The organism is Streptomyces sp. NPDC001717, from assembly GCF_042892775.1.
In the GTDB taxonomy this organism is placed as follows: domain Bacteria; phylum Actinomycetota; class Actinomycetes; order Streptomycetales; family Streptomycetaceae; genus Streptomyces.
The window spans coordinates 77,573-99,689 of record NZ_JBIAUK010000019.1 but is presented as its reverse complement, the minus strand read 5'-3'; the positions used below and the strand labels follow the sequence as shown (position 1 = coordinate 99,689).

The window sequence follows — 22,117 nt, the reverse complement described above, 5'->3', positions numbered from 1 at the left end:
GAAGGCGCCGACCGCGAGGACGGTATCCGCTCAGGCGTCCGCGGGGGGCGCGAAACGGACCTCCGTGACGCGCTCCCGCTGCCCGAGGTCGAGCGCCACCACGGAGTGGAAGCCCGGGACCCCCGCCAGACCGCCGCGGTCGACCTGCCTCAAGAGCCTCGTCAAACCCCGCTGGTGACGGGCGAAGACCCGGCGCGACGCCAGCCGCCGGCGTGCCCGCTGACCTGACAGGGCTTCCTGAGGACCGACGTCCAGGACCACCATGTGGAGCGGGCGTCCGGCCCCGCGAGCGGTACGGGCGAGCCACCAACGCATCCAGCTCCTGCTGCCGCAGTCGTGGATCAGCAGAGGACCGCCGCGGCGCAGCTCGTCCCGCAGCCATCGCATGTGCCTCAGCCGTGCCCACGGCCGGTAGAGCGCGTAGGGGAGCCACGCCGGCATCCACGCCTCGAACGAAGTGCGCGTGGCGCGGGGATCGACCACCGGGGCGGAACCGGACCAGGCGCGCAGCAGCGTGCTCTTCCCGCTCCCGGGAAGACCGCAGACCACCACCGCGCCGTCGTAGGGGTACGAGAGCCACACGTCCCGACCGGCGGCTCCGCGCAGATCGAGCACTCCGAGCGGGGACGTGTGACGGCTCGGACGCGCGTCGGGGCCCCGGTCGGCGGTCGGCCGGGGTATCGGCGGCCTTCCGACCGGGTCGGCGCTGATGGGTGCAGTCACAGGTACGAGCCGTCCGTGCGAGGTCCAGAGGACTCCGACACTACGTCACCCGTACGGGTGAGCCGCGTCTCACAGCGGCGGCGGCCCTTGTCTATGCAACGAGTTGCATAGAAGGATCGAGGGCATGGCACTTGAGCACGCGATCCTCGTCTCCCTGCTGGAGCAGCCGGGCTCGGGCTACGAGCTGTCCCGACGGTTCGAACGGTCCATCGGCTACTTCTGGACCGCGACCCACCAGCAGATCTACCGCGTGCTGGGCCGCATGGAGGCCGACGGCCGGCTCGACGTCCGAGAGGTGCCCCAGCAGGCCAGGCCGGACAAGAAGGTGTACTCCGTCGCCCCGGCCGGCCGGGCCGCCCTCTCCGCCTGGCTCCACGAACCGATCCAGCCCGACAGCGTCCGGCACGAACTCGCCGTGAAGATCCGCGGCGCGGCCTTCGACGACCCGGTCGCCCTGATCCGCGAGGTCGAGCGGCACCACCAGGCGCACAGCGACAGGCTCGCGCGCTATCTCGCGGGCGAGCTGCGGGACTTCACGGGCCCGGAGGCCCCCGCTGCGCGCGACGCCGGACACGAGCTCCAGCACGTGGTGCTGCGCGGCGGCATCGCCTACGAGCGGATGCAGCTCGCCTGGCTGGAGGACGTACTCGCCACGCTCCACCGGCTGGCGGCCTCCTGACCGCCCCGACCACCCCCGGTCCTTCCTTCTCTCCCACCCCTCATCCCCTGGCTGAAAGGCGAACCTCCATGAGCGATCCGCTGCTGTTCAACCCGCGCACCTACGACCCGGCGCACTTCGACCCCGAGACCCGCAGGATGCTGCGCGCCACCGTCGACTGGTTCGAGGAGCGCGGCAAGCGCAAGCTGATCGAGGACTACCGCACCCGCGCCTGGCTGGCGGACTTCATCGCCTTCTCCGCCAAGGAAGGGCTCTTCGCCACCTTCCTGACCCCGGCGTCCGCCGCAGGTGACGGGGAGCCGGACAAGCGGTGGGACACCGCGCGCATAGCCGCCCTCAACGAGATCTTCGGCTTCTACGGCCTGGACTACTGGTACGCGTGGCAGGTCACCATCCTCGGGCTCGGCCCGGTCTGGCAGAGCGACAACGCCGCCGCCCGCAGCCGCGCCGCCGAACTCCTCTCCGAGGGCGAGGTGTTCGCCTTCGGTCTCTCCGAGAAGACCCACGGCGCCGACATCTACTCCACCGACATGCTGCTGGAGCCGTCCACCGACGGGTCCGGCGGCTTCCGCGCCACCGGTTCCAAGTACTACATCGGCAACGGCAACGCCGCCGGTCTGGTCTCCGTCTTCGGTCGCCGTACCGACGTCGAAGGGCCCGACGGCTACGTCTTCTTCGCGGCCGACAGCCGGCACGAGGCCTACCACCTCGTGCAGAACGTCGTCGACTCCTCCAAGTACGTGAGCGAGTTCCGCCTCGTGGACTACCCGGTCCGCGCCGAAGACGTCCTGCACACCGGCCGGGCCGCCTTCGACGCGGCCCTCAACACGGTCAACGTCGGCAAGTTCAACCTCTGCACCGCGTCGATCGGCATCTGCGAGCACGCGATGTACGAGGCCGTCACCCACGCGCAGGGCCGCATCCTGTACGGCCGCCCGGTCACCGCCTTCCCGCACGTGCGTCGGGAGTTGACCGACGCGTACGTCCGGCTCGTCGGCATGAAGCTGTTCAGCGACCGGGCCGTCGACTACTTCCGCTCCGCGGGCCCCGACGACCGCCGCTACCTCCTCTTCAACCCGATGACGAAGATGAAGGTGACCACGGAGGGCGAGAAGGTCATCGACCTGATGTGGGACGTCATCGCCGCCAAGGGCTTCGAGAAGGACACCTACTTCGCCAACGCCGCCGTCGAGATCCGCGGCCTGCCGAAGCTGGAGGGCACGGTCCACGTCAACCTCGCGCTGATCCTCAAGTTCATGCGCAACCACCTGCTGGCCCCGGCCGAGTACGCCCCCGTGCCGACCCGCCTCGACGCGGCCGACGACGCCTTCCTCTTCGCCCAGGGCCCGGCCCGCGGGCTGGGCTCCGTACGCTTCCACGACTGGCGCCCCGCCTACGACGCGTACGCGGCCGTGCCCAACGTCGGCCGTTTCCGCGCACAGGCCGACGCCCTGTGCGAGTTCGTCCTGACCGCCGCCCCCGACGAGGAGCAGAGCCGCGACCTCGACCTCCTCCTGGCGGTCGGCCAGCTGTTCGCCCTGGTCGTCCACGGCCAGCTGATCCTGGAACAGGCTCGCCTCACCGACCTGGACGAGGACGTGCTCGACGAGTTGTTCGGCGTCCTCGTACGAGACTTCTCCGCGCACGCGGTCGAGCTCCACGGCAAGGAATCCGCCACCGAGGCCCAGCAGGAGTGGGCGCTCGCCGCGGTGCGCCGTCCGGTCGTCGACACCGAGCGCACGGCCCGCGTCTGGGCCCGCGTGGAAGCCCTGGCCGGGGCGTACGAAATGGCGCCCTGACCCGGGATCGCGGTCCGGGCGGACGACCCCCACCACGGTGGGCCGTCCGCCCGGACAGCCTGGCAGCCGGTCCCTCCCGGTGCTACGGAGTGAGCCAGCCGCGCAGGAGTCTGCTCACGGCCGGCATCGCCACGTACGTCATCAGCACGTTGAACACGGCGGCGGTGACCAGGCTGTTGAGCAGGAGGGGGAGCGCGGTCAGGTGCGGCATCAGGAAGAGGCCGCCGAGAACCGAGATCGGGTAGATCGCCAGCGTCGCGCTGATCGCCATCTTCCACCGGGGCGGCGCCGGGCGCGTCGAGCCCGGTTTCGCGAACCAGGTCTCCATGCCGGTCAGGTGGCGCCGGGCGATCTCGGTGTGGTGGTGTCCCTCGCAGTCGGCGAACCAGGCCGCCCGCTCGGGGGACTCCTGCCAGGCCCGGCAGGCCTCCGCGTCCCTGAAGCGGTGGACGAGGAACCAGGGGGCGTCGCCGCCCGAGGAGCGGAAGAGCCCGTAACCCAGGTGGCCGGGGAAGCGCGCGGCACTCTCCAGGATGCCCTTCGCCCACAGCTCGAAGTCGGCTTCGTAGCCGGGGTCGACCCGCCGGGCTATCAGAAGGGTCACCTCGCCGGTGTCGGCGGGGACGGTCGAGTGCTCAAGGCTGACAGCGGTCACACGTACTCCTCATGATCACACCGCGCCCGGCCACACTCTACGTGCCGTGCTGTTCCCCGCGGAGCTCAGCGCCCCAGCACGCCGTCGAGCCAGGTGAGGATCTCGGGGGTCACGGGGTCCGTGATGTCGTCGAACTCCTTGTGCTTGGTCAGGAACTTGGCCACGTACGGGCAGACGGGCACGATCCGCATGCCCGAGGCGCGGACGTCGGTGAGGGCCTGCTCGACGAGGACGGCGGCCAGCCCCTGGCCGGCGTGGGCGTCGTCGATCTCGGTGTGGAAGAAGACCCGCCGGTCGTCCTGGTCGCGGTAGGCGGTCAGGCCCGCACGGTCGTCGCCGACGAGGATCTCGTAGCGGTGACGGGCGTCGACGCGGCGGACGACGGGGGACTGGGTGGTCTGGTCGCTCATGGTGCAGGGCCTTTCGGTACGGGTTTCAGCGGTGGGCGGGGTTCTTGCGGGGCGCGATGACGGCGTTGGGCAGCGCGGGGGCGGGCAGCCGGTCGCCGGGGTAGCCGTCGACGACGCCGAAACGGTCGGAGGCGCGCTCCCACTCCTCCCGGGCCAGGACGATGTCCCGGTGGCTGCGGCCGATGAAGTTCCACCACATCACGATCTCCTCCTCGAAGGGCGGGCCGCCGAGGAGGACCGTCCGGGCCGGGTGGTCCGACGTGTTGGTGAGGGTGAGGGTCGTGCGGCCGGGGGAGGCGTAGCCGAGCTGGGTGGGGAGCAGGCGGGTTCCGTCGAAGTGGACGTCGCCCTCGTCGACGAGCAGGCCGTGTTCGAACCCCGGGTCGACGTCGAGGGTGACGGTGGCCCCGGCGTCGATGACGATCTCGGCGCCGAGGAGCGGGGTGAAGGTGCGGACGGGGGAGGTCTCGCCGGCGAGGGCGCCCAGGAAGACCCGCAGTTCCGCGCCGTCCACGCGCAGCCGCTCGGGCGCGTGGTGCTGGAAGTCGCGGGGGGCGTGGCGGTGTTCACCGGGGAGGGCCACCCAGAGCTGGACCCCGTGCAGGACGGTCGTGTCCGGGGTGGACACCTCCGTGTGGCTGATGCCGTGGCCGCCCGTCATGAGGTTGACCTCGCCCGGCCGTACGAAGGCGTGGGTGCCCAGACTGTCGCGGTGCTCGATCTCCCCGCTGAACAGCCAGCTCACCGTCTGCAGTCCGGTGTGCGGGTGGGGGCGACGTCCATTCCGCCGGAGTCGGCGACCCGGTCGGGCCCGTAGTGGTCGGCGAAGCACCAGGCCCCGATGAGGGTCCGCGCCCGCTGCGGCAGCGTGCGCCGTACGGTCATCGCTCGCGGGCCGCCCAGCGGGACGTCCCGGGGGGTGAGGACCTCGACCCCGGCCTGGACCTCCGACTCCGTGTGATCCATTTCCCGGCCCCTCTCCCGCCAAAGTAGTTTCGCTTTCAACAACTATGGGTGATCATAGTCGCGAAGACGACGTACGACAACAGGCCGAGGAGCACAGGATGATCGAGACGGAACGGGCCACACAGACCCCCCGGGCCACCGGGCGGATCCACCTCGACAAGCAGAGCCCCGCCGCGTACCGGGCGCTGGTCAAGGCCGCCGACACCGTCCGCACGACAGCGGCCGAGGCGGGCCTGGACCGGATCCTGGTCGAACTGGTCAACCTCCGGGTGTCCCAGCTCAACGGCTGCGCCTTCTGCCTCGACGTCCACACCCGCGCCGCCCTGCGCGCCGGGGAGACCTCCCGGCGCCTCGGCGTGCTCGCGGCCTGGCGGGACACCGAGCTCTTCACCGCACAGGAGCGCGCGGCCCTCGCCCTCGCGGAGGCCACGACCCACCCCTCCGACGCCCTCGCCCAGGAACGGGCGTACGCGGAGGCGCGCGAGGTGCTCGACGACGGCGAGATCTCGGCCGTGATCTGGGTGGCGATCACGATCAACGCCTTCAACCGCGTCTCGATCCTCAGCAAGCACCCGGTGCGGGGGACGGCGGAGGCCGCCGACCGCGCCTGACCCGGGCAGGGCGTCCGCCGCTCACGCCGCGTCCTCGTCCGGGGCCCGGCCCGCCGCGGCGGGATCAGCCTTCCCGGGCAGGGTGAAGACGGCCAGGCACGCAGCCAGGAGCACCGCCGCCGCCGCACCGAGCAGGGCGCCCACGCACAGCCCCGTGCCGATGCCGAGCGGAACCCGCGGCCCCAGCCGGTCGTAGAGCCTGCCGCCGAGCGGCGCGCACACCACCGTGGGGAGCCTGAGCGGCAGGCGATCCGCGACGGCTCCGTGGGCGGGCGGCCGGCCCGCGGTCAATAGAGCAGCGCGGCCGATTCGGTGACGGCGTGCTGGTGCCCGGGGGTGGTGTAGGCGAGGTTGACCACGCTGCGCCGGGTTCCGGGCCGGCGCAGCGGGGTGACGCGGTGCGCGGTGGTGTCGCTGCGCAGGAGGTAGGCGTCGCCGGGGCCGTGGCGGGCCAGTTGGACCGCGGACGAATCCAGCGCGTCCAGGTCTTCGGCCCTCGGGACGTATTCCAACAGTCCGCCGCCGTCGGAGCCGGCGGGCGTTTCCGCGAACAGCACCAGGGCGAGCGGGTAGTCGTCGGTGTGGGCGCCGTGGGTGTCGCCGGGGCGGTGGAGGATGTTGACGACGTACCGCTCCAGCGGATCGCGCACCGGCACGGCAACGATGCCGGCGATGCGTCCGACCAGCGCGACCAGGTCCGGATCCCGGTACAGCCGGGTGATCAGCTCGGACTCGGCGGCGATGACCCGCCCGCCGACGGTGGTCATGTGACGGGGCGAGTCGCCCATGCACGTCATGGTCAGGTCCCGCCGGGTGGCGAGCCCCTCCAGCCGGGCGACCTCCGAGCGCAGGCGCGTCACGCCGGCGGCGTTCACCAGTCCCGGCAGCGGCAGATACCCGTCGGACTGGAAGCGCTTTCGCAGGTCAGGCGTGTACGGGGGCAAGGACAGCACCTTCGTGCCCTACCCGGCCGGATACCGGCACACGCGCGGTGCGCAGCCGGTTCGACCGAACGGGCGAGCGTGCTCCGTCCCGACCCCACGTGCCTGGTCCCGGTGCCGCCGAGGCGGCACCGGAACCTCCGGTTTCTCCCGTCAGCCCGCGACGCGGGCCATCCACGCCTCGACCTCGTCCGACGAGCGCGGCAGACCCGCCGACAGGTTCTCGTGGCCGTCGGCCGTCACCAGCAGGTCGTCCTCGATCCGGACTCCGATGCCGCGCCACTCCTCCGGCACCGTGAGGTCGTCCGGCTGGAAGTACAGGCCCGGCTCCACCGTGAGCACCATGCCCGGCTCCAGCACGCCGTCGACGTAGTCCTCGTTGCGGGCCTCGGCGCAGTCGTGCACGTCCAGGCCGAGCATGTGGCCGGTGCCGGCCATGGTGAAGCGGCGCTGCAGACCGAGCTCGTACGCCCGCTCCGCCGGGCCCTCGATGAAGCCCCACTCGACGAGCTGCTCCGCCAGGTACCGCTGCGCCGCCACGTGGAACTCGCGGTACGCGGCCCCCGGCTTCACGGTGGCCATGCCCGCCTCCTGGGCCCCGTACACCGCGTCGTACACCTTGCGCTGCACGGGAGTGAACGTGCCGCTGATCGGCAGGGTCCGGGTGACGTCGGCGGTGTACAGGGTGTGCGTCTCCACGCCGGCGTCGAGCAGGAGCAGCTCACCGCGGTGCACCGGCCCGTCGTTGTCCGTCCAGTGCATGATCGTGGCGTGGTCGCCCGCGGCGCAGATCGAGCCGTAGCCGACGGAGTTGCCCTCCAGCCGTGCGCGGCGGAAGAAGGTGCCCTCGATCCACCGCTCGGAGGACGCGACCGCCCGGGACAGCTCGCCCACGCAGTCGGTGAAGCCGCGCACGGTGGAGTCCACCGCCTTGCGCATCTCGCCGATCTCCCACGCGTCCTTGACGAGGCGCAGATCGCCCAGGGCCTCTTCCAGCGCCGCGTCGCGGTCCGCGTCGGTGGTGACGGCGGCCTCCAGCACCGGGTCGACGCCGCGGACGATCCGGGTGGGGACGTCGGAGGCGGCGGCCAGTTCGCCCGCCGCCGTACGGACGTCGCGGCAGGCCAGCCCGAGCCGGCGCTCGGACTCGGCGAGGGAGGCACGCCGACCCATCCACAGCTCGGCGGTGTAGCCGAGCCAGAACTCGTCCGTGTCCCGGCCGTCCCGCGGCAGCTGGTAGCAGTACGCGTCGTGGCCGCCGTCCGCGCGGGGTTCGAGGACGAGCGCGCAGTCGCGGGCCTGGTCACCGGTCATGTGGACGTAGCCGGAGTACGGGCGGAACGGGTAGGTGTCGTCGTTCGAGCGGGCCTTGAGGTTGCCCGACGGGATCACCAGCCGCTCGCCGGGGAAGCGCGCGGAGAGTGCGGCGCGCCGGCGGGCCGCGTACGGAGCCTGCTCGTCGAGCGGGACGTCGTGCCGTTCGGTGTCCGCCCAGCCCGTCTTCATCAGGGCGGACAGTTCCTCGGAGATCCCCGAGTAGAGGCCGTTCTTCCGACTCTTCGCCACGTCGTGCACCTTCTTCCCGATGGGTTCGACTGCCGCGCGAGACCTCGGCGACTCGGCGACTCCCGGACGGTACTGCGGTACGGCGGGCAGGAGAGGGTCGGCCGTGCCAGTGGCACTGATCGGCCAATCCCCTCACGCGGGCGTCGATAATGCGGTGCATGGCGAACACGAAACTGGGCGAGGCCTTGACGCTGCTGGGGATCGATCCGGTGGCGGTCCGCGTGTACCTGGCACTCCTGGAACTGGCCCCCGCTCCGCTCGGCGCGATCGGGGAGGCGGCCGGAGTGGACGGCGCCGGGCTCACCGCGGCCTACGGCGAGCTGGTCGACGCCGGACTGGCCAGCGCCGCCGAGGAGGGCGCGGACGTGGTCGCGCCGGTGCCGCCCGCCGCGGGCCTGGAGATCCTCGCCCGGCACCGGGCGGCGGAGCTGGAGGAGTCGCGCATCACCGTGGGCGGCGCGTTCGAGTCGTTCCGGCGCCAGCGCCTCGCGGCGTACAACGACAACCTGGTCGAGGTGGTGACGGGCGACGCCATCGGGCCGAGGATGCGCCACGCGTGGGCCAGCGCCCGCGAGCAGATCCGGCAGCTGGACTCACCGCCGTACTTCCCGCTGGTCGGCGCCACCGACGACGCGCTGGCGACCCTCGCCCGCGGCGTGACGCAGCGGGTCGTCTACTCCCGGGCGTCGCTGGAGGTCCCCGGGCAGCTGGAGACGGCCATCGAACCGTGCATCGAGGCCGGAGAGCAGGCCAAGGTGGCACCGTCGGTGCCGGTCAAGCTGGTGATCATCGACGAGGCGTACGCGCTGGTGTCCCTGTCGATCAGGGAGGCGGACGTGCACAACACGATGCTGGTGGTACAGCCGTGCGGACTGCTCTCCGCGCTGCTCGCCCTGTTCGAGCAGACCTGGCAGGCGGCCATGCCCCTGCACGGCCGCGCCACCCGCCCGGCCGGCCTGTCGCCGGCCGACCGTCGACTGCTGCGCCTCCTCGCCGGAGGAGCGAGCGACGAGGTCATCGCCCGTGAACTGGGCGTCAGCCGCCGCACGTTCTTCCGCCGCCTCCAGATCCTGATGGCCCGCCTGGGCGCCGAGAACCGCTTCCAGATGGGCCTCCAGGCACAGCGCCACGGCTGGCTGTGAGCAGGGGAGCGCCGGAACCGGCGACCACCCGCCCCGATGGCGAGTCGGCAGGTCCGGGTCGTGACGCCGGCCCGGAAAACCACGGGCCGTCCCGCCACGGCGACCGCTACGATCACGTCCCTCATCTCGATCACGGCGGTCCGACGGAGGCACCGGCACGATGGCACAGCCCCCCGAGCGGACCCCCGCCCACCCCGAGCGGCTCGAGCGCGGACACCCGTTCCGCCAGTGGAAGACCTGGCGGATACCCGGCACCGAGCTGACCCTCACCGGGTACTCGCGCGCCAACGACAAGACGTTCTTCCACGTTCCCGAACTGCGCTGCGCGCTCGACGCCGGCCTCGTGGAGGGCCGCCAACCGGAGACCGTCTTCCTCACCCACACCCACCACGACCATTCCAAGGACCTCGACCACCTCGCCGCCAGGCCCGCCGGCGTCGACATCCACCTGCCCGCCCCCGCCGTCCCGTACGTGGAGCGCTTCCTGCGTGCCTCCGCCGAACTGAACCACGGCATGGCCTACGACCCCGCCCTCGCCGCGAACTGCCGGCTGCACGGCGTGCGCGGCGGCGACGAGTTCACCTTCGGCCGCCGCGGGCACCACGTACGGGTGGTGGAGTGCGTGCACAAGGTGCCGTGCGTGGGTTACGCGTTCTCCGAACGCCGCAAGGAACTGCTGCCCGAATACGCGGAGTTGCGCAGCTCACTCAGCGCGCAGGGCCGGAGCGGCGCCGAGTTCGGACGCATCCTCGCCCAGCGCCGCAAGGAGGGCGCCGAGGTGGAACACGAGGTACTGCGGCCGCTGTTCGCCTTCCTCGGCGACACCCACGTGAGCGTCTTCGACGCCAACCCGTGGCTCTTCGGCTACCCGGTGATCATCACCGAGTGCACCTTTCTCGACGACGCCGAGCTGGAGCGGGCCGACCGGGTCGGTCACACCGTGTGGAGTCGGCTCCGGCCCGTCGTCGAGGCCCACCCGGAGACCCTCTTCGTCCTCACCCACTTCAGCCTGCGCCACTCGGACCAGGACGTCCTCGCCTTCTTCGCGGACGAGCGCCCCGACAACGTCCTGCTGTGGGCCCACCCCAACAGCCGACTGCCCGAACAGCACCAGCACGGCGACTGACGTCGGCTGGTTCGATGGACCTCGACGAAAGGGGGCCCGGCGATGGCCGGTATGGAGACGTGGGCGTTCGGGCTGGTCAACTGCATCCTGTACCAGGCGATGTACCGGGAGGGCGGCGCGGCTCTCGACGACGAGCTGGTGCGGCGGTACGCGACGGCCATGCAGGTCGAACCGCTCTCGGACCGGCCGATGGCCGAGCAGGTGGCCGCGTTGCGGTGGGTGCTGACCACGGACGCGGCACTGGCGAGCACGTTCGACCCGTACGAAGGCCAAGAGCCCTTCGGGGAGGAAGAGTTCCGCGCCTTCCTGTCCCGGCTCGCCGACGAGCTCGCATCCCACGGGCCCTGGCCGCTCGCGACGAAGCGTCACGGCGGCCGACTGCGGGACCTGTTCGACCGGCGTTGAGGCGGCCCGTCGTCAGCGGTAGCGGGCCGCATCCGCCGCGAAGGGGGCGGCCTGGGCGGCGGGCGAGGCGAGCAGCGCGACCCACGAGCCGTCGGTGAACTCCATGTCCATCCGCCCCTTCTGGAGCACCCCCGTGGGGTTGACCCGCAGGGCGGCGACGGCCTGCCGGGGCGCCTCCCAGACCTGCTGCATCACCGGGGTGAGCTGCCACAGCGGCGATACGTCGGCCAGGGCGAGCCAGCGCCGGTCGGTGACGGCGAGCAGACCGCCGATGGCCGAGCCGCGGGCGTTGGCACGGCTGATCACGAAGTGCCCGGCCGCACTCTGCCAGCCGCCTTCCATGCTCTTGCCGTGCATCATGCGGGTGCCCAGGTCGTCCACCGCGTCCGGCAGCCGGTCGACCGCGTTCGCGGCGGCGGCGGGCCGGGAGCGGAGGGGATCGAGCAGCCTGGACTGGGTCAGCCGGCGCAGCGGCTGGGGCAGCTTCTCCTCGATGCGCCGGTGGAGCTCGGAGGGCTGGGGCGGGGCCAGCAGCGATTCGGGAGGGGTCGGGACCCCTGGGCCCAACTCGTAGGAACACATCGCGATGAGCTGTTCCCCCATGTGCATGAACGGTCGTACCTGTTCACGCTTCTCCGCGTCCGCGATCAACGGGAGTGCCCCCTCTTCCTGTCACAGGCCGTCGCTTGCTCTCGCTCGCTCGTGTCATGTGCATTCTGCTCGATGCGCCGACCATCATGATCATCGGGGTCGGCGGCACGACAGCGGACCACGGGAAACGGTGCACCGGCAGCGTGCCTGACGGAAACGGACGAGTCGTGAAGAAGAACCCGAAGATGACCCGACTCCTGTCGGACCACCCGCTCGCCGAACTGACCGACGAGGACATTCCGCCCTCGTTCCGCCGGGTCAAGGAGAAGGGCTGGTCGTACACGCCGAACGGTTCGCGCGTCCTGACCGGGCTGATCCCGAAGGCCACCCCGCCGTATGTCGAGGTGCTCCAGGAGGAGACCTGGATCAACGGGCGGGGGATGCCCTGCCACGACCTCCCGCGGGCGGAGTCCGAGCGGACGGGGCCTCTCCTGCGTAGGTGCTTCGCCTATGCGTTCGCATGTCTGGGAGGGACGACCGTGTCGAACGCCGGCGGAGCGCCCGGCGGCCCGAGCAGCACCTCGGGCGTGCGTGGGCCGGCGCCGAGACGATCCGTGTCAGTCCCACCAGAGCACGACGAGAAGCCGGCGTCGCGACGCGCCGCGGTAGAACTCGCGCAGGGCGTCGAAGTGCCCCAGCAGGTACTTCCGCGGGCCGCCGGCGATCCCGTCCGCGTCGGGTCCGATCAAGGCGGCGGCCTCTGATGCGTCGGTCGGCAGGGTGGCCAGGAGGGCCGGAAAGTCGATCTGCCCGAGCAGTTCCGAGACGTGGGCCACCTGAGCCGGGGAGAGGGCCGTGGGATCCGGCCCGAAGGGACCGATGGCGTGCGGATGCCCGTTGAGGAAGCCGAAGTCGACGGCAGCGTCACCCGTGAGGGCCTGCCGGAGCGCGTCCAGATGGACGTCATCGAGACCTCCCAGCACGCCGACCCGTTCGAGCAGGGACGGCGCCCAGTCGAGGTCGAGGAGATCCGCCTGCGGGGGGTCCCAGCGCGGGTCCCCATCCGGCGATTCGCCGGCGGACCGGCGGCAGGAGGCGAGGTACTCCGCCGGGACGCGCGCGAGCTGTTGGGTGACTGCCATGACGTCAGTATCCCCAGTACGCCCGACGGCCTGTGAGGGCCGCGCCTCGGCCGTCCGCCGCGAGGGGCCACGCACCCGGCGCCCCGAGGGTTGAACGGCTCCCCGGACTACGCGGCGGGCGAAAGGTCACACCCCTCGGCGGGCGCCAACCCACAGTGGAGACCATGCCGAAACGAATAGCCGTCCTTTCCGACATCCACGGAGTCCTGCCGGCCCTGGAGGCGGTCCTCGCCGAACCGGACGTCCGGACCGCCGACCGCATCGTGCTCACCGGGGACATCGCCGCCGGTCCGCAACCGACCCGGGTTCTCGATCTGTTGACCGGCCTCGGCGACCGCGTCATCTGGATCAGCGGCAACGCCGACCGCGAACTGCTCGAGTACCGCCGGGGGCAACGCGACGCGATCCCCGACCCGATCGCCCCCTGGGCAGCCGAACAGCTCCGCGAGGACCATCTCGACCTGCTCGGCTCGCTGCCACGATCACTCTCCCTGTCCGTGAACGGGCTCGGGAAGACGCTGTTCTGCCATGCCACCCCTCGCGACGACGAGGAGGTCGTCCTGGTCGATTCCCGCCTCGATCGCTGGCAGGAGGTTTTCGAAGGACTCGACGCCGACATCCGCACCGTGGTCTGCGGCCACACCCACATGCCGTTCGTCCGCCTCGCGCACGGCCGACTCGTGATCAACCCCGGCAGCGTCGGCATGCCGTACGGACGAACGGGAGCACACTGGGCCCTTCTCGGCCCGGGCGTCGAACTCCGCACCACGCACTTCGACCTCGAAGCCGCCGCCACCCGGCTCGGCCAGGACTCGTCCTACCCCGACATCGCCGAGTGGGCCGCATACTTCCTGCACGCTCGCGCGACCGACGCCGACGCCCTCGGAGCCTTCGCGCCACGGGACGGCCGGGGCCCAAGCTCGTGACACCCGCTCACTCTCGAGTACCGCCAACTCTCCACAACAAATTTTGCAAAAATACTTTTGGGAACGCTCCGAGGCTCTTAACCTCCGTACATGGTCAGCGAAGAACACAGACGCCTCCTCGACCCCGAGCGGGACGCCGCAGCCCTGAAGGCCCTCACGCACCCCCTGCGCATCCGGCTGCTCGGGCTGCTGCGGCAGGACGGTCCGGCAACCGCGAGTGAACTGGCCGCCAGGACCGGCGAGTCGTCCGCTTCCACCAGCTATCACCTGCGGGTCCTGGCGAAGTACGCGTTCGTCGCCGACGCCGACCACCGCGACGGGCGAGAGCGCCGCTGGCAGGCGGTGCACGCCGTGACCTCCTGGAACAACCGGGCGATGGAAGCCTCGCCGGACAGCCGGGCCTTCGTCGGCTTCTCCCGCAGGGGCCAGGTCGAACACCTGGAGGCCTCACTCGTCCGGCACGAGGCAGACGTCGCGGCCGGTCGACTGGCCCCGGAATGGCTGGAACCGGCGGGGATCAACGACTGGATGCCCCGTCTCACCCCGGAGTCGCTGACCGAACTCTGGGACACACTCGACCGGAAACTGGAAGAGCTGACCCGGCGCGACGCCGGCGACCCCCGCGCCACACAGGTCGTGCTCGTCACCGCCGGACTGCCACTCGCTCCTCAGGACCCCGCTCCGCCGGAACCGGAGCCGAAACCGGAGCCGGAACCGGAGCCGGAACCGGAACCGGAACCGGAACCGGACGCCTCCACCCCGTCGGAGACGAGCCCCGAGGCGGCGCAGTGACCGCGCCGCTGGACCTGCGCTCCGCGCGACGCCGCTACGTGACGACCTGTGTCCTCTTCTGGCTGCCCTTGAGCCTGGCCGGCACCCCTCTGATCCTCCTCTTCTCCGAACGCGGCATGAGCCTGGCCGCCATCGCGGGCTTCTTCGTCGCGCACTCGCTCACCGCCGCCGCGCTGGAACTGCCCACGGGCGGACTCTCCGACGTACTCGGCCGCCGGGCCGTCCTGGCCGCGGCCGGCCTGCTCAACCTGGCCGCCTTCACCCTCCAGGGCCTCGGTACCGCGCCCTGGGTCCTCACCCTCGGCATGGCCCTCATGGGCGCGGGGCGCGCCCTGTCCAGCGGGCCGGCCGAGGCCTGGTACGTCGACACCGTCCAGGCCCAGGCCGGCCCCGACGCCGACCTGCGCACCGGACTGGCCCGCGGCGGCTCCGCCACCTCCGCGGCGCTCGCCGCCGGCACCCTCCTCGGCGGCGCCCTCCCCTGGTCGCTCGCACTGAACCCCGACGCCGGTGCCCGACTGGGCGAAGCCACTTCTGGGCTGGTGATCCCGCTCTCCGTCCCACCGCTGCTGGGCGCGGCAGCCCAGATCGCCTTCGTGCTGTACGTCCTCGTCGCCCTCCCCGAACCGCCCCGTCCACCCAGCACGCTGCGCTCGGTGTTCCGGGGCATACCGGCCACCGTCGCCGACGGGCTGCGGCTCGGCGGACGCGACAGACTGGTACGCCGTGTGCTCCTCAGCGCGGCGGCCGCCGGCAGCGCCCTGGCCACGATCGAGCTGCTGACGCCGAGCCGTGCCGCGGCGTCCACCGGAGGGCCGGAGTCGGGTGCGATGCTCTTCGCCGCACTCGCTTGCGCCGGCTTCGTCTGCTCGGGGATCGGGAGCCACCTGGCGCCCATGACCGCACGGCTGGCAGGCAGCGGTGAGCGTGCGGTCCTGGTGAGCCTGGGCGCCGCCGCGAGCGGCCTGCTCCTGCTCGGCGCCACCGCCGTGGCGACTGGCCCCGCCTCCACGACCCTCGCGGCCGCCGGATACGGCCTGGTGTATCTCGGCCTCGGCGCGGCGGGACCCAGCGAGAACGACCTCCTGCACCGCCGAGTGCCCAGCGCGGGACGCGCCACGGCCCTGTCCGTCCAGTCCCTCGCACTGCAGCTGACCGGAGCCCTCACCGGCCTGGCCGTCGGCGTCCTGCCGCACGGCCCACTTCCCTGGCTCCTGGGAGGCACCGCGCTGATCGCCGGAGCCCTCCTGTGGATCCGCCGCAGCGAACCCACCACGCCCGATCCCACCACGCCCGATCCCACCGCGCCCGATCCCGCCGCCTCCGACCCGGACCGGTCGGATGCCGAGCACCTTGCCTGAGCAGCGCGGAACTCGGTGCCCATAATCTGATCGGATGTACGAGACCCAACGACCCCGGTGACCGCCCTGTGGCCGCTCGCCGCCTCCGCGGAGACCGACGGCCTGCGGGAACTGGCCGACGACGACGGGCTCACCGGCTTCATGCCACCGGCGCTGCCCGATGCGGCCTGGGTGCTCCACCTCGCTCCGCGAGTCGGGCGGCCGGCCGGTCGGCATGACCGGTGCGTCCGAGGGCAGACTGGACCGTGCCGACTGGAACCGGCTGATCGAGATCCTCACCGAACACAGCGCCCAGGGGCCGGACACCCGCTGCCTCGCCTACTACACCCCGCTGGGTCAAGGGGCCGAGGACTTCGACAACCTGCACGTCCGGGCCGGCCGGCTCGCGGACGCGAAGGCCCTGTACGACCACCCCGACGAAGAGTGGTGGACCCCGTCCAACTTCTGGGCCCATGACCGCTCCTGGATCCTGTGCACGGACTACGACCTGTGGGCCACCAAGGTCGTCGGCCCGGCCTCGCTCGCCGAAGTCCTCCTCGGCGACCCGGAGATCGAAGCCGTACGCCTGCCCTGGGCCCACTGACCCGACCACCCGAGGCCGGCGGTCCGCGTGCGTACGAGATCCTCGACGTGCACCGAACCGAGGAGACGAGTTGACCACCGAACACCAACAGCGCGTACGCGAGCGCTACCTCGCTGCCCCCGTCATGCCGGCCCCGGCACCCTGGCAGCCGGTCCTGGACCGCACGAGCACCATCGGCGGCCTGCTCGGCATCGGCTTCGCGGTCCATCCCGACACGGGACACGACCTCGTCATGGTCGTATCCCAGGCCGGCCACGGACTCTTCGACGCCGTCACCGGCGAGAAGATCGCACGCGACCGGAACCCCGACCCCGCCACCAGCACCCCCGACGCACACCCGGACCTGGCATGCCCCGGCCTGGGTCCCGTCGCGGGCAGCGAGATCCGCATCGCGGGCCTCTTCGGCGGCGGTCTGCACGGCACCACCCCGGACGGCTGGACGGTGGACGTCGTCAGCCCCGACTGGCCCCTCGACCGCATCATCCTCTCCGCCGACGGCGGAGTGAACGACGGAGCGGCGGGAGGCACGTGGTGGCACGTCTTCCACTCCGACCGCTCGACGCTGCGCGCCGCCGGCTTCTCCCCGTCCGGTCTCACCTTGGCCGTCGCGACCAGCAGCGACCTCACCCTCTGGACCCGCCCCGGGTTCCCGGCCGAGGCCGAACGCTAGGCTCTCGGGAGACGTACGGCGGGGTCAGCCCCTCTTGCCCCGTGCCACTGCCACTGCCACGCCTGTCGGTCCGTCGCCGACGGCCACCGTGCCCGTCACGCGGCCCGTCGAGGTGTCGATGACGGACAGGCTGTCCGAGTCGAAGTTGCTGACGTAGACCCGGGAACCGTCCGGGCTCACGGCGAGCCCGTTGGGTCCGCGGCCCACCGCGGTGGTCTCCGTGACGGCTCGGCGGCGCGTGCTGATCGTGGACACGTCGTCGGACCCGATGTCGGCGACGTACACCCGGCGGCCGTCCGGTCGTACCCCGATGCCGGCCGGCTGGTCCCCGACCGGGATGCGGTCGGATTCCGTGCCGTCGTGGACGTCGACCACCGACACGTCGTCCGAGGTCAGGTTGGACACGTACAGGTGACGGCCGTCGGGGGTGAGGGTCAGGGCGGTCGGTCCGCTGCCGACGGGGATGGTGCCGGTGACCGTGCCGGTGGAGGTCCGGACCACCGAGACGGTGCCGGAGGCGGCGTTCGCGACGTACAGGGTGCACCCGTCGCGGGTCACCGCCACGCCCAGCGGGGCACGGCCCACCCGGATGGTGTCCGTCACCTCACGGGTGCGGGTGCTGATCACCGACACGTCGTCCGACCCGACGTTGGCGACGTAGACGTTCCGGTCGTCAGGGGAGACCGTCACCCTGCTCGGTTCGTCCCCGACCGCGATGGTGTCGATGACCTTCCTCGTACGGGCGTCGATCACGGATACGGTGTCCGCCGCGGAATTGGTGACGTAGACCCGGGAGCCGTCCGGGCTGACGGCCACGCTGTCCGGTCCGTCCCCGACGGCGACGCTGCCCACGACCACGCCGCTTCCGGCGTCGACGATCGACACCGTGTCGGAGTTCAGGTCGGCGATGTACACGAGGGCATCGGGTCGCGCGGGCGGCCCGGCCGTCGCCGTCCCGGCGGACGCGACGCCGGCCGGATTTCCGGGCCCCACGAGCGCCGCCGCCGTCACGCACAGCACCACGGCCGCTCGCCGCCCCATGTTCCGGTTCCTCGTCACGGACCCACGCTAGGGCTCCGGCACGGAAGTCCATGTGAGGCTCACGCCGGCGTGCTCCGAACGGCACACCGCCCTGCACGGGAGGACGGGTGGACGGGTGCACGGGCGGATGGCACTCGCCGCCGATTCACCACTTCTCGGGTACGGGGCCGTGTGCCAGGGCCCGTACACCGGGGGCACAGGACTCGCGCAACGCGGCGAGTTCGCCCTCCGGCAGCCGCCGTGAGGCGCCCCGGCGGCTGACGTCCAGGCGCGCGGCCCCGGCGTCGAGCCATTGCGGGAGCGGCTCGACTCGGATGAAGCCGGCCAAGCGCGTCAGTTCCTCACGGGGCTCGTCGAGCAGGTCCTCGTAGGCGAGGGTGGTCCGCGCCGGTGCGGGCACCGCGTCGAGATGCGCCACGCCCTGGACGATGAGCTGCGACCACAGCGCCGCGAAACCGGTCGCCGGCAGCTCGCGGTCCAGCACGAGTGCCGAATCGAACCGCTCCGTCAGCAACGGTGACAGCTCGGGCGGCAGAGCACGGATCTGCTCCTCGGTCAGGTCCTCGACCCGCTCGACGCCGGTCCGGGCGAGGATCTCCCGCAACAGGAAGATCAGCCGGTAGCCGGTGTGCCGGCTCATGGACAGCGCACAGTCGGGCCCGTCCCTGAACAGGTGCACGAACCGCGCCTGCGGGAAGACCCTGCGCAGCAGCGGCACCCGCTCCAGCGAGTAGCCCGACCGCTCGACCACCGCCGTGCGCCCGAACCGCGCGCACAGCAGGCCGAACAGGGTCTCGTAATGGCCGGCGGCGGTCCGGTCCGGCCAGGCGCGCACCTGCTTCTCCAGCTCGTCGAGCAGGCCGTCCGGGTCGTCACTGAGGTGGGGCAGCACCATCAGGGACAGGGCCGGGATGCCGGTGGTCTCGGTCGCGAACCGTCCGGGACGGCGCGTGTAGAGGAACTCCGGCATCGGCACCCCGTTGCGGATCATCCGCTCGAACAGGGGGTTGGGATCGGCGAGCAGCCGCCAGAACTCCCCACCGCCGAACCGGCCTTCCGGGAAACCCCGGCTCTGCACGGACGACAACAGCTCGTTCAGACTGAGCACATCCGGATGCGCGTTGAGGATGCCCGACAGCGCGGTCGAGCCGCTACGGCCCGTACCGACAACGAAGGTCAAAGTGCGCACGTCAGCAATCTCCCTCGACGACGACCGCGGCGATCGCGAGCAGACTTCCCCGTTCCCCGCCGACCGACCCCTCTCCCGTGCAACGACAACCCAATCGAACGCGACTCGTACGGACGTCTTGAAGGCAAGCGGCCGCGCAGGGAACAGCCGATCCGGTATGCAGGTTGCATCCACCGAGGGACAGCCACGCACGGGCGGGGAGCGCGGAGAACACCCGGCCGTCCGCCGGCGCGCCCGCCGTGCCCTCGTACCGATGAGCAGACGTATGTCCACTGGAGGACCGCATGACCGACCGGCCTTTGACGCTCATGGCAGTGCACGCCCACCCCGACGACGAGGCCACCGGTACCGGTGGGGTCCTCGCACGGTACGCGGCGGAAGGCATCCGTACCGTTCTGGTGACCTGTACCGACGGCCGTTGCGGTGACGGGCCCGGGGGTGCCAAGCCGGGCGATCCCGGCCACGATCCGGCCACCGTCGCCTCGATGCGCCGTCAAGAACTGGAGGCGAGCTGTGACGTCCTGAAGGTCGGCGATCTGGAGACGCTGGACTATGCCGACTCCGGGATGATGGGCTGGTCGAGCAACGACGCGCCCGGATCGTTCTGGCAGACCCCCGTGGAGGAAGGCGCCGCCCGACTCGCCGAACTCATGCGGCACTACCGGCCGGATGTCGTCGTCACCTACGACGAGAACGGCTTCTACGGCCACCCCGACCACATCCAGGCCCACCGCATCACGATGGCGGCGCTGGAGCTGACCACGCTGACCCCGAAGGTGTACTGGACGACTATGCCCCGCTCCGGGATGAAGCGGTTCGGGGAGATCATGCGCGAGTTCCACGAGGACATGCCGGAGCCGGACCCCGCCGAGGCCGCCGCGATGGCCGAGATCGGCCTCCCCGATGACGAGATCACCACGTGGGTCGACACCACCGCGTTCAGCGGCCAGAAGTTCGACGCGCTGGCCGCGCACGCCAGTCAGGGCGAGAACATCTTCTTCCTCAAGATGGGCAAGGAGAGGTTCGGCGAGTTGATGGGCATGGAGACCTTCGTACGCGTCAAGGACACCACGGGCGCGGCCGTACCCGAGAACGATCTCTTCGCCGGACTGCGCTGACCCGCCCGCCCGCCCGCCCGCCCGCCCGCCCGCCCGACCGACCGCCCGACCGGCCGGCTCGGGAGGGCCGGAGGCTTCGTCGACGCGGGTGCCGTTCCGGCAACCCGCGCTCGGGGAGGCCTCCGCCGAGTCCGTCGCCTTCCCGGCGCGGCGTGTCGAGGGGGCCGGCTCCCCGCTGCCCCGGCCCAAGGGCCGGAATCCCGGCACCCCGGGACCCCGGGACCCCGAAACCTCGGCTCTCGGCCTCCTCAGTCCTTGGCTTCCCGCGCGACGCGCTCCAGTCGCTGCCGATGGCCCTCCCACCACGCCTGGTCCTCCGGCGGCATGTTGTCCGTGCCCCGCAGATGTCCGACGGATCCGTCGATGAGCTCGCGCAGGATGTCGGCGTGGCCGGCGTGCCGCTGGGTATCGGAGATCACGCGCACCAGGACGTGGTGCAGTGTCACCTCTCGTCGTTCCTCGGGCCACCACGGGACGTGACCCACCGCGTCGAGCGCCAGCGTCGCGATCGTGCCGTCGGAGTGCTCCCACGCCTGCCGGTACAGCCCGACGATCTGCTCCCGCGACTCGTCCGCGGTGGCCCACATGTCCGCATTGGACTCGGGCTCCTCGGGGACCACCACGCAGGCGGCTCCTCGTCGAAGAACGGCCGCCCGAACGTGTCGCCGAAGTAACCCAGTTCCACGCCGGCGGCATGTTTGAGCAGCCCCAACAGGTTCGTCCCCGTGGGAGTCAGGGGGCGGCGGACGTCGTACTCGGAGAGTCCGTCGAGCTTCCACACCAGGGCGTCACGCGCCTCCTGCAGGTATCGCAGGAGCTCCGCTTTCGGGTTCGGTTCGGTCATGCGGCCAGTGTTCCATCCGGCACTGACATCGATGCCGGTCGCGACGCCCACACGGAACCCGGCGGATCGCCCGTTCAACGCCTGGTGACATGATCGGCACGTGATCAGTGAACCCCGCCCGTCCGGCGCCACGAGGTATGTCCTGTTCGACGTCGACGGCACGCTGATCGATGCCCTGGACAACCAGCGTCTGGTCTGGCGAACGTGGGCAGAGCGATACGGCCTGGACCCCGACGAGGTCTACGAGGTGGCGCTCCGAACCCGGCCGATGGAGACCTTCGCGCAGGTCGCCCCGGACCAGAACCCGCGACAGTGCCTCGCCGCGCTCCACGAGTTGGAGGACGAGGACGTCCGCACCGGCGCCTACGGGGCCTTCGACGGCGCCTCGGAACTGCTCGACGCCCTGCGACCCGGGACCTGGGCACTGGTGACGTCGAACTACGAACACCGGGTGCGTGGCCGTTTCGCACGGACGGGCCTGCCGGTCCCGGAGGTCGTGGTGGACGCGGCCGCCGTGGAGGAGGGCAAACCGTCGCCGGTGCCGTATCTCCAGGCAGCCGCGCGACTCGGTGCCCGACCGGAGGACTGCCTCGTCATCGAGGACGCCCCTTCGGGGGTGCAGGCCGGGCTGCGGGCCGGGATGACGGTGTGGGGCGTCAACACCTCGACCCGGGTGGACGGTGTGCATCGCCACTTCGGCACCTTGCGCGAAGCGGCCGACGACATCCTCGCCTTCGCTTCGGACACCCCCTCCGCCCGACGGGAGTGAGCGGCCACAGTGGCATGAAACCGCGGCGCCGAAGCAGGCCGTCCGGCCCAACGAAGAAGTGGTGACCG

The 22,117-nt window shown here is 71.6% G+C and carries 23 protein-coding genes and 2 pseudogenes; 13 read left to right on the top strand and 12 right to left on the bottom strand.

Annotated features, from left to right (window positions below; translation table 11 throughout):
• Positions 1 to 30 precede the first annotated feature (30 nt).
• Positions 31 to 723 (bottom strand): AAA family ATPase, encoded by a 693-nt coding sequence (locus ACFYZL_RS26500; RefSeq protein WP_388682349.1) that lies wholly within the window; start codon positions 721 to 723, stop codon positions 31 to 33.
• Positions 724 to 847: 124 nt separating this feature from the next.
• Between ACFYZL_RS26500 and ACFYZL_RS26495 the strand changes: the two genes are divergently transcribed.
• Together ACFYZL_RS26495 and ACFYZL_RS26490 are read left to right on the top strand one after the other, a co-directional pair.
• A complete protein-coding gene (locus ACFYZL_RS26495) occupies positions 848 to 1,402 on the top strand; it encodes a PadR family transcriptional regulator (RefSeq protein WP_384745082.1) in 555 nt (184 codons plus the stop codon).
• A gap of 68 nt (positions 1,403 to 1,470) precedes the next feature.
• Entirely contained in the window at positions 1,471 to 3,201 is a 1,731-nt protein-coding gene (locus ACFYZL_RS26490; protein WP_384745084.1) for an acyl-CoA dehydrogenase family protein, read from the top strand.
• Between the two features lie 82 nt (positions 3,202 to 3,283).
• On the opposite strand, the gene ACFYZL_RS26485 is transcribed toward ACFYZL_RS26490, so the two are convergent.
• The 3 genes and pseudogenes from ACFYZL_RS26485 to ACFYZL_RS26475 all read right to left on the bottom strand — a co-directional run bounded on the left by ACFYZL_RS26485 (position 3,284) and on the right by ACFYZL_RS26475 (position 5,232).
• Complete coding sequence (locus tag ACFYZL_RS26485) at positions 3,284 to 3,856, bottom strand: antibiotic biosynthesis monooxygenase (RefSeq protein ID WP_384745085.1); 573 nt, start codon at positions 3,854 to 3,856, stop codon at positions 3,284 to 3,286.
• Positions 3,857 to 3,921: 65 nt separating this feature from the next.
• Positions 3,922 to 4,266 (bottom strand): GNAT family N-acetyltransferase, encoded by a 345-nt coding sequence (locus tag ACFYZL_RS26480; protein WP_384745086.1) that lies wholly within the window; start codon positions 4,264 to 4,266, stop codon positions 3,922 to 3,924.
• Positions 4,267 to 4,291: 25 nt separating this feature from the next.
• Positions 4,292 to 5,232, bottom strand: a pseudogene (locus tag ACFYZL_RS26475) (pirin family protein).
• 98 nt (positions 5,233 to 5,330) lie between these two features.
• On the opposite strand from ACFYZL_RS26475, the gene ACFYZL_RS26470 reads away from it, so the two are divergent.
• Positions 5,331 to 5,843: a carboxymuconolactone decarboxylase family protein gene (locus ACFYZL_RS26470; protein ID WP_384745088.1), complete on the top strand. Its 513-nt coding sequence runs from the start codon at positions 5,331 to 5,333 to the stop codon at positions 5,841 to 5,843.
• A 21-nt stretch (positions 5,844 to 5,864) separates the two neighbouring features.
• Here ACFYZL_RS26470 and ACFYZL_RS26465 read toward each other — a convergent pair whose 3' ends face one another.
• The 3 genes from ACFYZL_RS26465 to ACFYZL_RS26455 form a co-directional block, all read right to left on the bottom strand.
• Positions 5,865 to 6,068, bottom strand: a complete 204-nt coding sequence (locus tag ACFYZL_RS26465; RefSeq protein ID WP_384745090.1) for a hypothetical protein — start codon at positions 6,066 to 6,068, stop codon at positions 5,865 to 5,867.
• A gap of 62 nt (positions 6,069 to 6,130) precedes the next feature.
• Positions 6,131 to 6,796 (bottom strand): hypothetical protein, encoded by a 666-nt coding sequence (locus tag ACFYZL_RS26460; RefSeq protein ID WP_384745092.1) that lies wholly within the window; start codon positions 6,794 to 6,796, stop codon positions 6,131 to 6,133.
• 141 nt (positions 6,797 to 6,937) lie between these two features.
• Positions 6,938 to 8,350, bottom strand: a complete 1,413-nt coding sequence (locus ACFYZL_RS26455; protein ID WP_384745094.1) for an aminopeptidase P family protein — start codon at positions 8,348 to 8,350, stop codon at positions 6,938 to 6,940.
• 158 nt (positions 8,351 to 8,508) lie between these two features.
• On the opposite strand from ACFYZL_RS26455, the gene ACFYZL_RS26450 reads away from it, so the two are divergent.
• The 3 genes from ACFYZL_RS26450 (at position 8,509) to ACFYZL_RS26440 (ending at position 11,023) form a co-directional block, all read left to right on the top strand.
• Positions 8,509 to 9,492 (top strand): LuxR family transcriptional regulator, encoded by a 984-nt coding sequence (locus tag ACFYZL_RS26450; protein ID WP_384745096.1) that lies wholly within the window; start codon positions 8,509 to 8,511, stop codon positions 9,490 to 9,492.
• 160 nt (positions 9,493 to 9,652) lie between these two features.
• Positions 9,653 to 10,618 carry an MBL fold metallo-hydrolase gene (locus ACFYZL_RS26445; RefSeq protein WP_388682344.1) on the top strand — a complete coding sequence of 322 codons (966 nt, stop codon included), beginning with the start codon at positions 9,653 to 9,655 and terminating at the stop codon, positions 10,616 to 10,618.
• A gap of 42 nt (positions 10,619 to 10,660) precedes the next feature.
• Positions 10,661 to 11,023: a hypothetical protein gene (locus tag ACFYZL_RS26440; protein WP_384745099.1), complete on the top strand. Its 363-nt coding sequence runs from the start codon at positions 10,661 to 10,663 to the stop codon at positions 11,021 to 11,023.
• A gap of 12 nt (positions 11,024 to 11,035) precedes the next feature.
• On the opposite strand, the gene ACFYZL_RS26435 is transcribed toward ACFYZL_RS26440, so the two are convergent.
• Both ACFYZL_RS26435 and ACFYZL_RS26430 read right to left on the bottom strand, forming a co-directional pair.
• Complete coding sequence (locus ACFYZL_RS26435) at positions 11,036 to 11,626, bottom strand: hypothetical protein (protein ID WP_388682342.1); 591 nt, start codon at positions 11,624 to 11,626, stop codon at positions 11,036 to 11,038.
• Positions 11,627 to 12,231: 605 nt separating this feature from the next.
• Positions 12,232 to 12,756, bottom strand: a complete 525-nt coding sequence (locus tag ACFYZL_RS26430; RefSeq protein WP_388682340.1) for a DUF1877 family protein — start codon at positions 12,754 to 12,756, stop codon at positions 12,232 to 12,234.
• 164 nt (positions 12,757 to 12,920) lie between these two features.
• Between ACFYZL_RS26430 and ACFYZL_RS26425 the strand changes: the two genes are divergently transcribed.
• The 5 genes from ACFYZL_RS26425 to ACFYZL_RS26405 all read left to right on the top strand — a co-directional run bounded on the left by ACFYZL_RS26425 (position 12,921) and on the right by ACFYZL_RS26405 (position 17,088).
• Complete coding sequence (locus tag ACFYZL_RS26425; RefSeq protein WP_388682338.1) at positions 12,921 to 13,682, top strand: metallophosphoesterase family protein; 762 nt, start codon at positions 12,921 to 12,923, stop codon at positions 13,680 to 13,682.
• Between the two features lie 90 nt (positions 13,683 to 13,772).
• Positions 13,773 to 14,474 (top strand): ArsR/SmtB family transcription factor, encoded by a 702-nt coding sequence (locus ACFYZL_RS26420; protein WP_388682336.1) that lies wholly within the window; start codon positions 13,773 to 13,775, stop codon positions 14,472 to 14,474.
• The gene (locus ACFYZL_RS26415) at positions 14,471 to 15,835 is read left to right on the top strand and encodes an MFS transporter (RefSeq protein ID WP_388682334.1); all 1,365 of its coding nucleotides are present in this window, start codon (positions 14,471 to 14,473) and stop codon (positions 15,833 to 15,835) included. The genes ACFYZL_RS26420 and ACFYZL_RS26415 overlap by 4 nt, the downstream gene beginning before the upstream one ends.
• A 214-nt stretch (positions 15,836 to 16,049) precedes the next feature.
• A complete protein-coding gene (locus ACFYZL_RS26410) occupies positions 16,050 to 16,418 on the top strand; it encodes a hypothetical protein (protein WP_388682332.1) in 369 nt (122 codons plus the stop codon).
• Positions 16,419 to 16,488: 70 nt separating this feature from the next.
• Positions 16,489 to 17,088, top strand: a complete 600-nt coding sequence (locus ACFYZL_RS26405; RefSeq protein ID WP_388682330.1) for a hypothetical protein — start codon at positions 16,489 to 16,491, stop codon at positions 17,086 to 17,088.
• A 24-nt stretch (positions 17,089 to 17,112) separates the two neighbouring features.
• Here ACFYZL_RS26405 and ACFYZL_RS26400 read toward each other — a convergent pair whose 3' ends face one another.
• Positions 17,113 to 18,147, bottom strand: coding sequence for a beta-propeller fold lactonase family protein (locus ACFYZL_RS26400; RefSeq protein ID WP_388682328.1), 1,035 nt, complete (start codon positions 18,145 to 18,147; stop codon positions 17,113 to 17,115).
• A gap of 127 nt (positions 18,148 to 18,274) precedes the next feature.
• On the bottom strand, positions 18,275 to 19,318 hold the full coding sequence (locus ACFYZL_RS26395) for a sulfotransferase (RefSeq protein WP_384745117.1): 1,044 nt from the start codon (positions 19,316 to 19,318) through the stop codon (positions 18,275 to 18,277).
• 284 nt (positions 19,319 to 19,602) lie between these two features.
• Here ACFYZL_RS26395 and ACFYZL_RS26390 point away from each other — a divergent pair, with 284 nt between their 5' ends.
• Complete coding sequence (locus ACFYZL_RS26390) at positions 19,603 to 20,436, top strand: PIG-L family deacetylase (RefSeq protein WP_388682326.1); 834 nt, start codon at positions 19,603 to 19,605, stop codon at positions 20,434 to 20,436.
• Positions 20,437 to 20,684: 248 nt separating this feature from the next.
• Here the strand turns inward: ACFYZL_RS26390 and ACFYZL_RS26385 are convergent.
• Positions 20,685 to 21,280: pseudogene (locus ACFYZL_RS26385) on the bottom strand (DinB family protein).
• 100 nt (positions 21,281 to 21,380) lie between these two features.
• On the opposite strand from ACFYZL_RS26385, the gene ACFYZL_RS26380 reads away from it, so the two are divergent.
• Positions 21,381 to 22,049, top strand: coding sequence for an HAD-IA family hydrolase (locus tag ACFYZL_RS26380; RefSeq protein WP_388682324.1), 669 nt, complete (start codon positions 21,381 to 21,383; stop codon positions 22,047 to 22,049).
• Positions 22,050 to 22,117 lie beyond the last annotated feature (68 nt).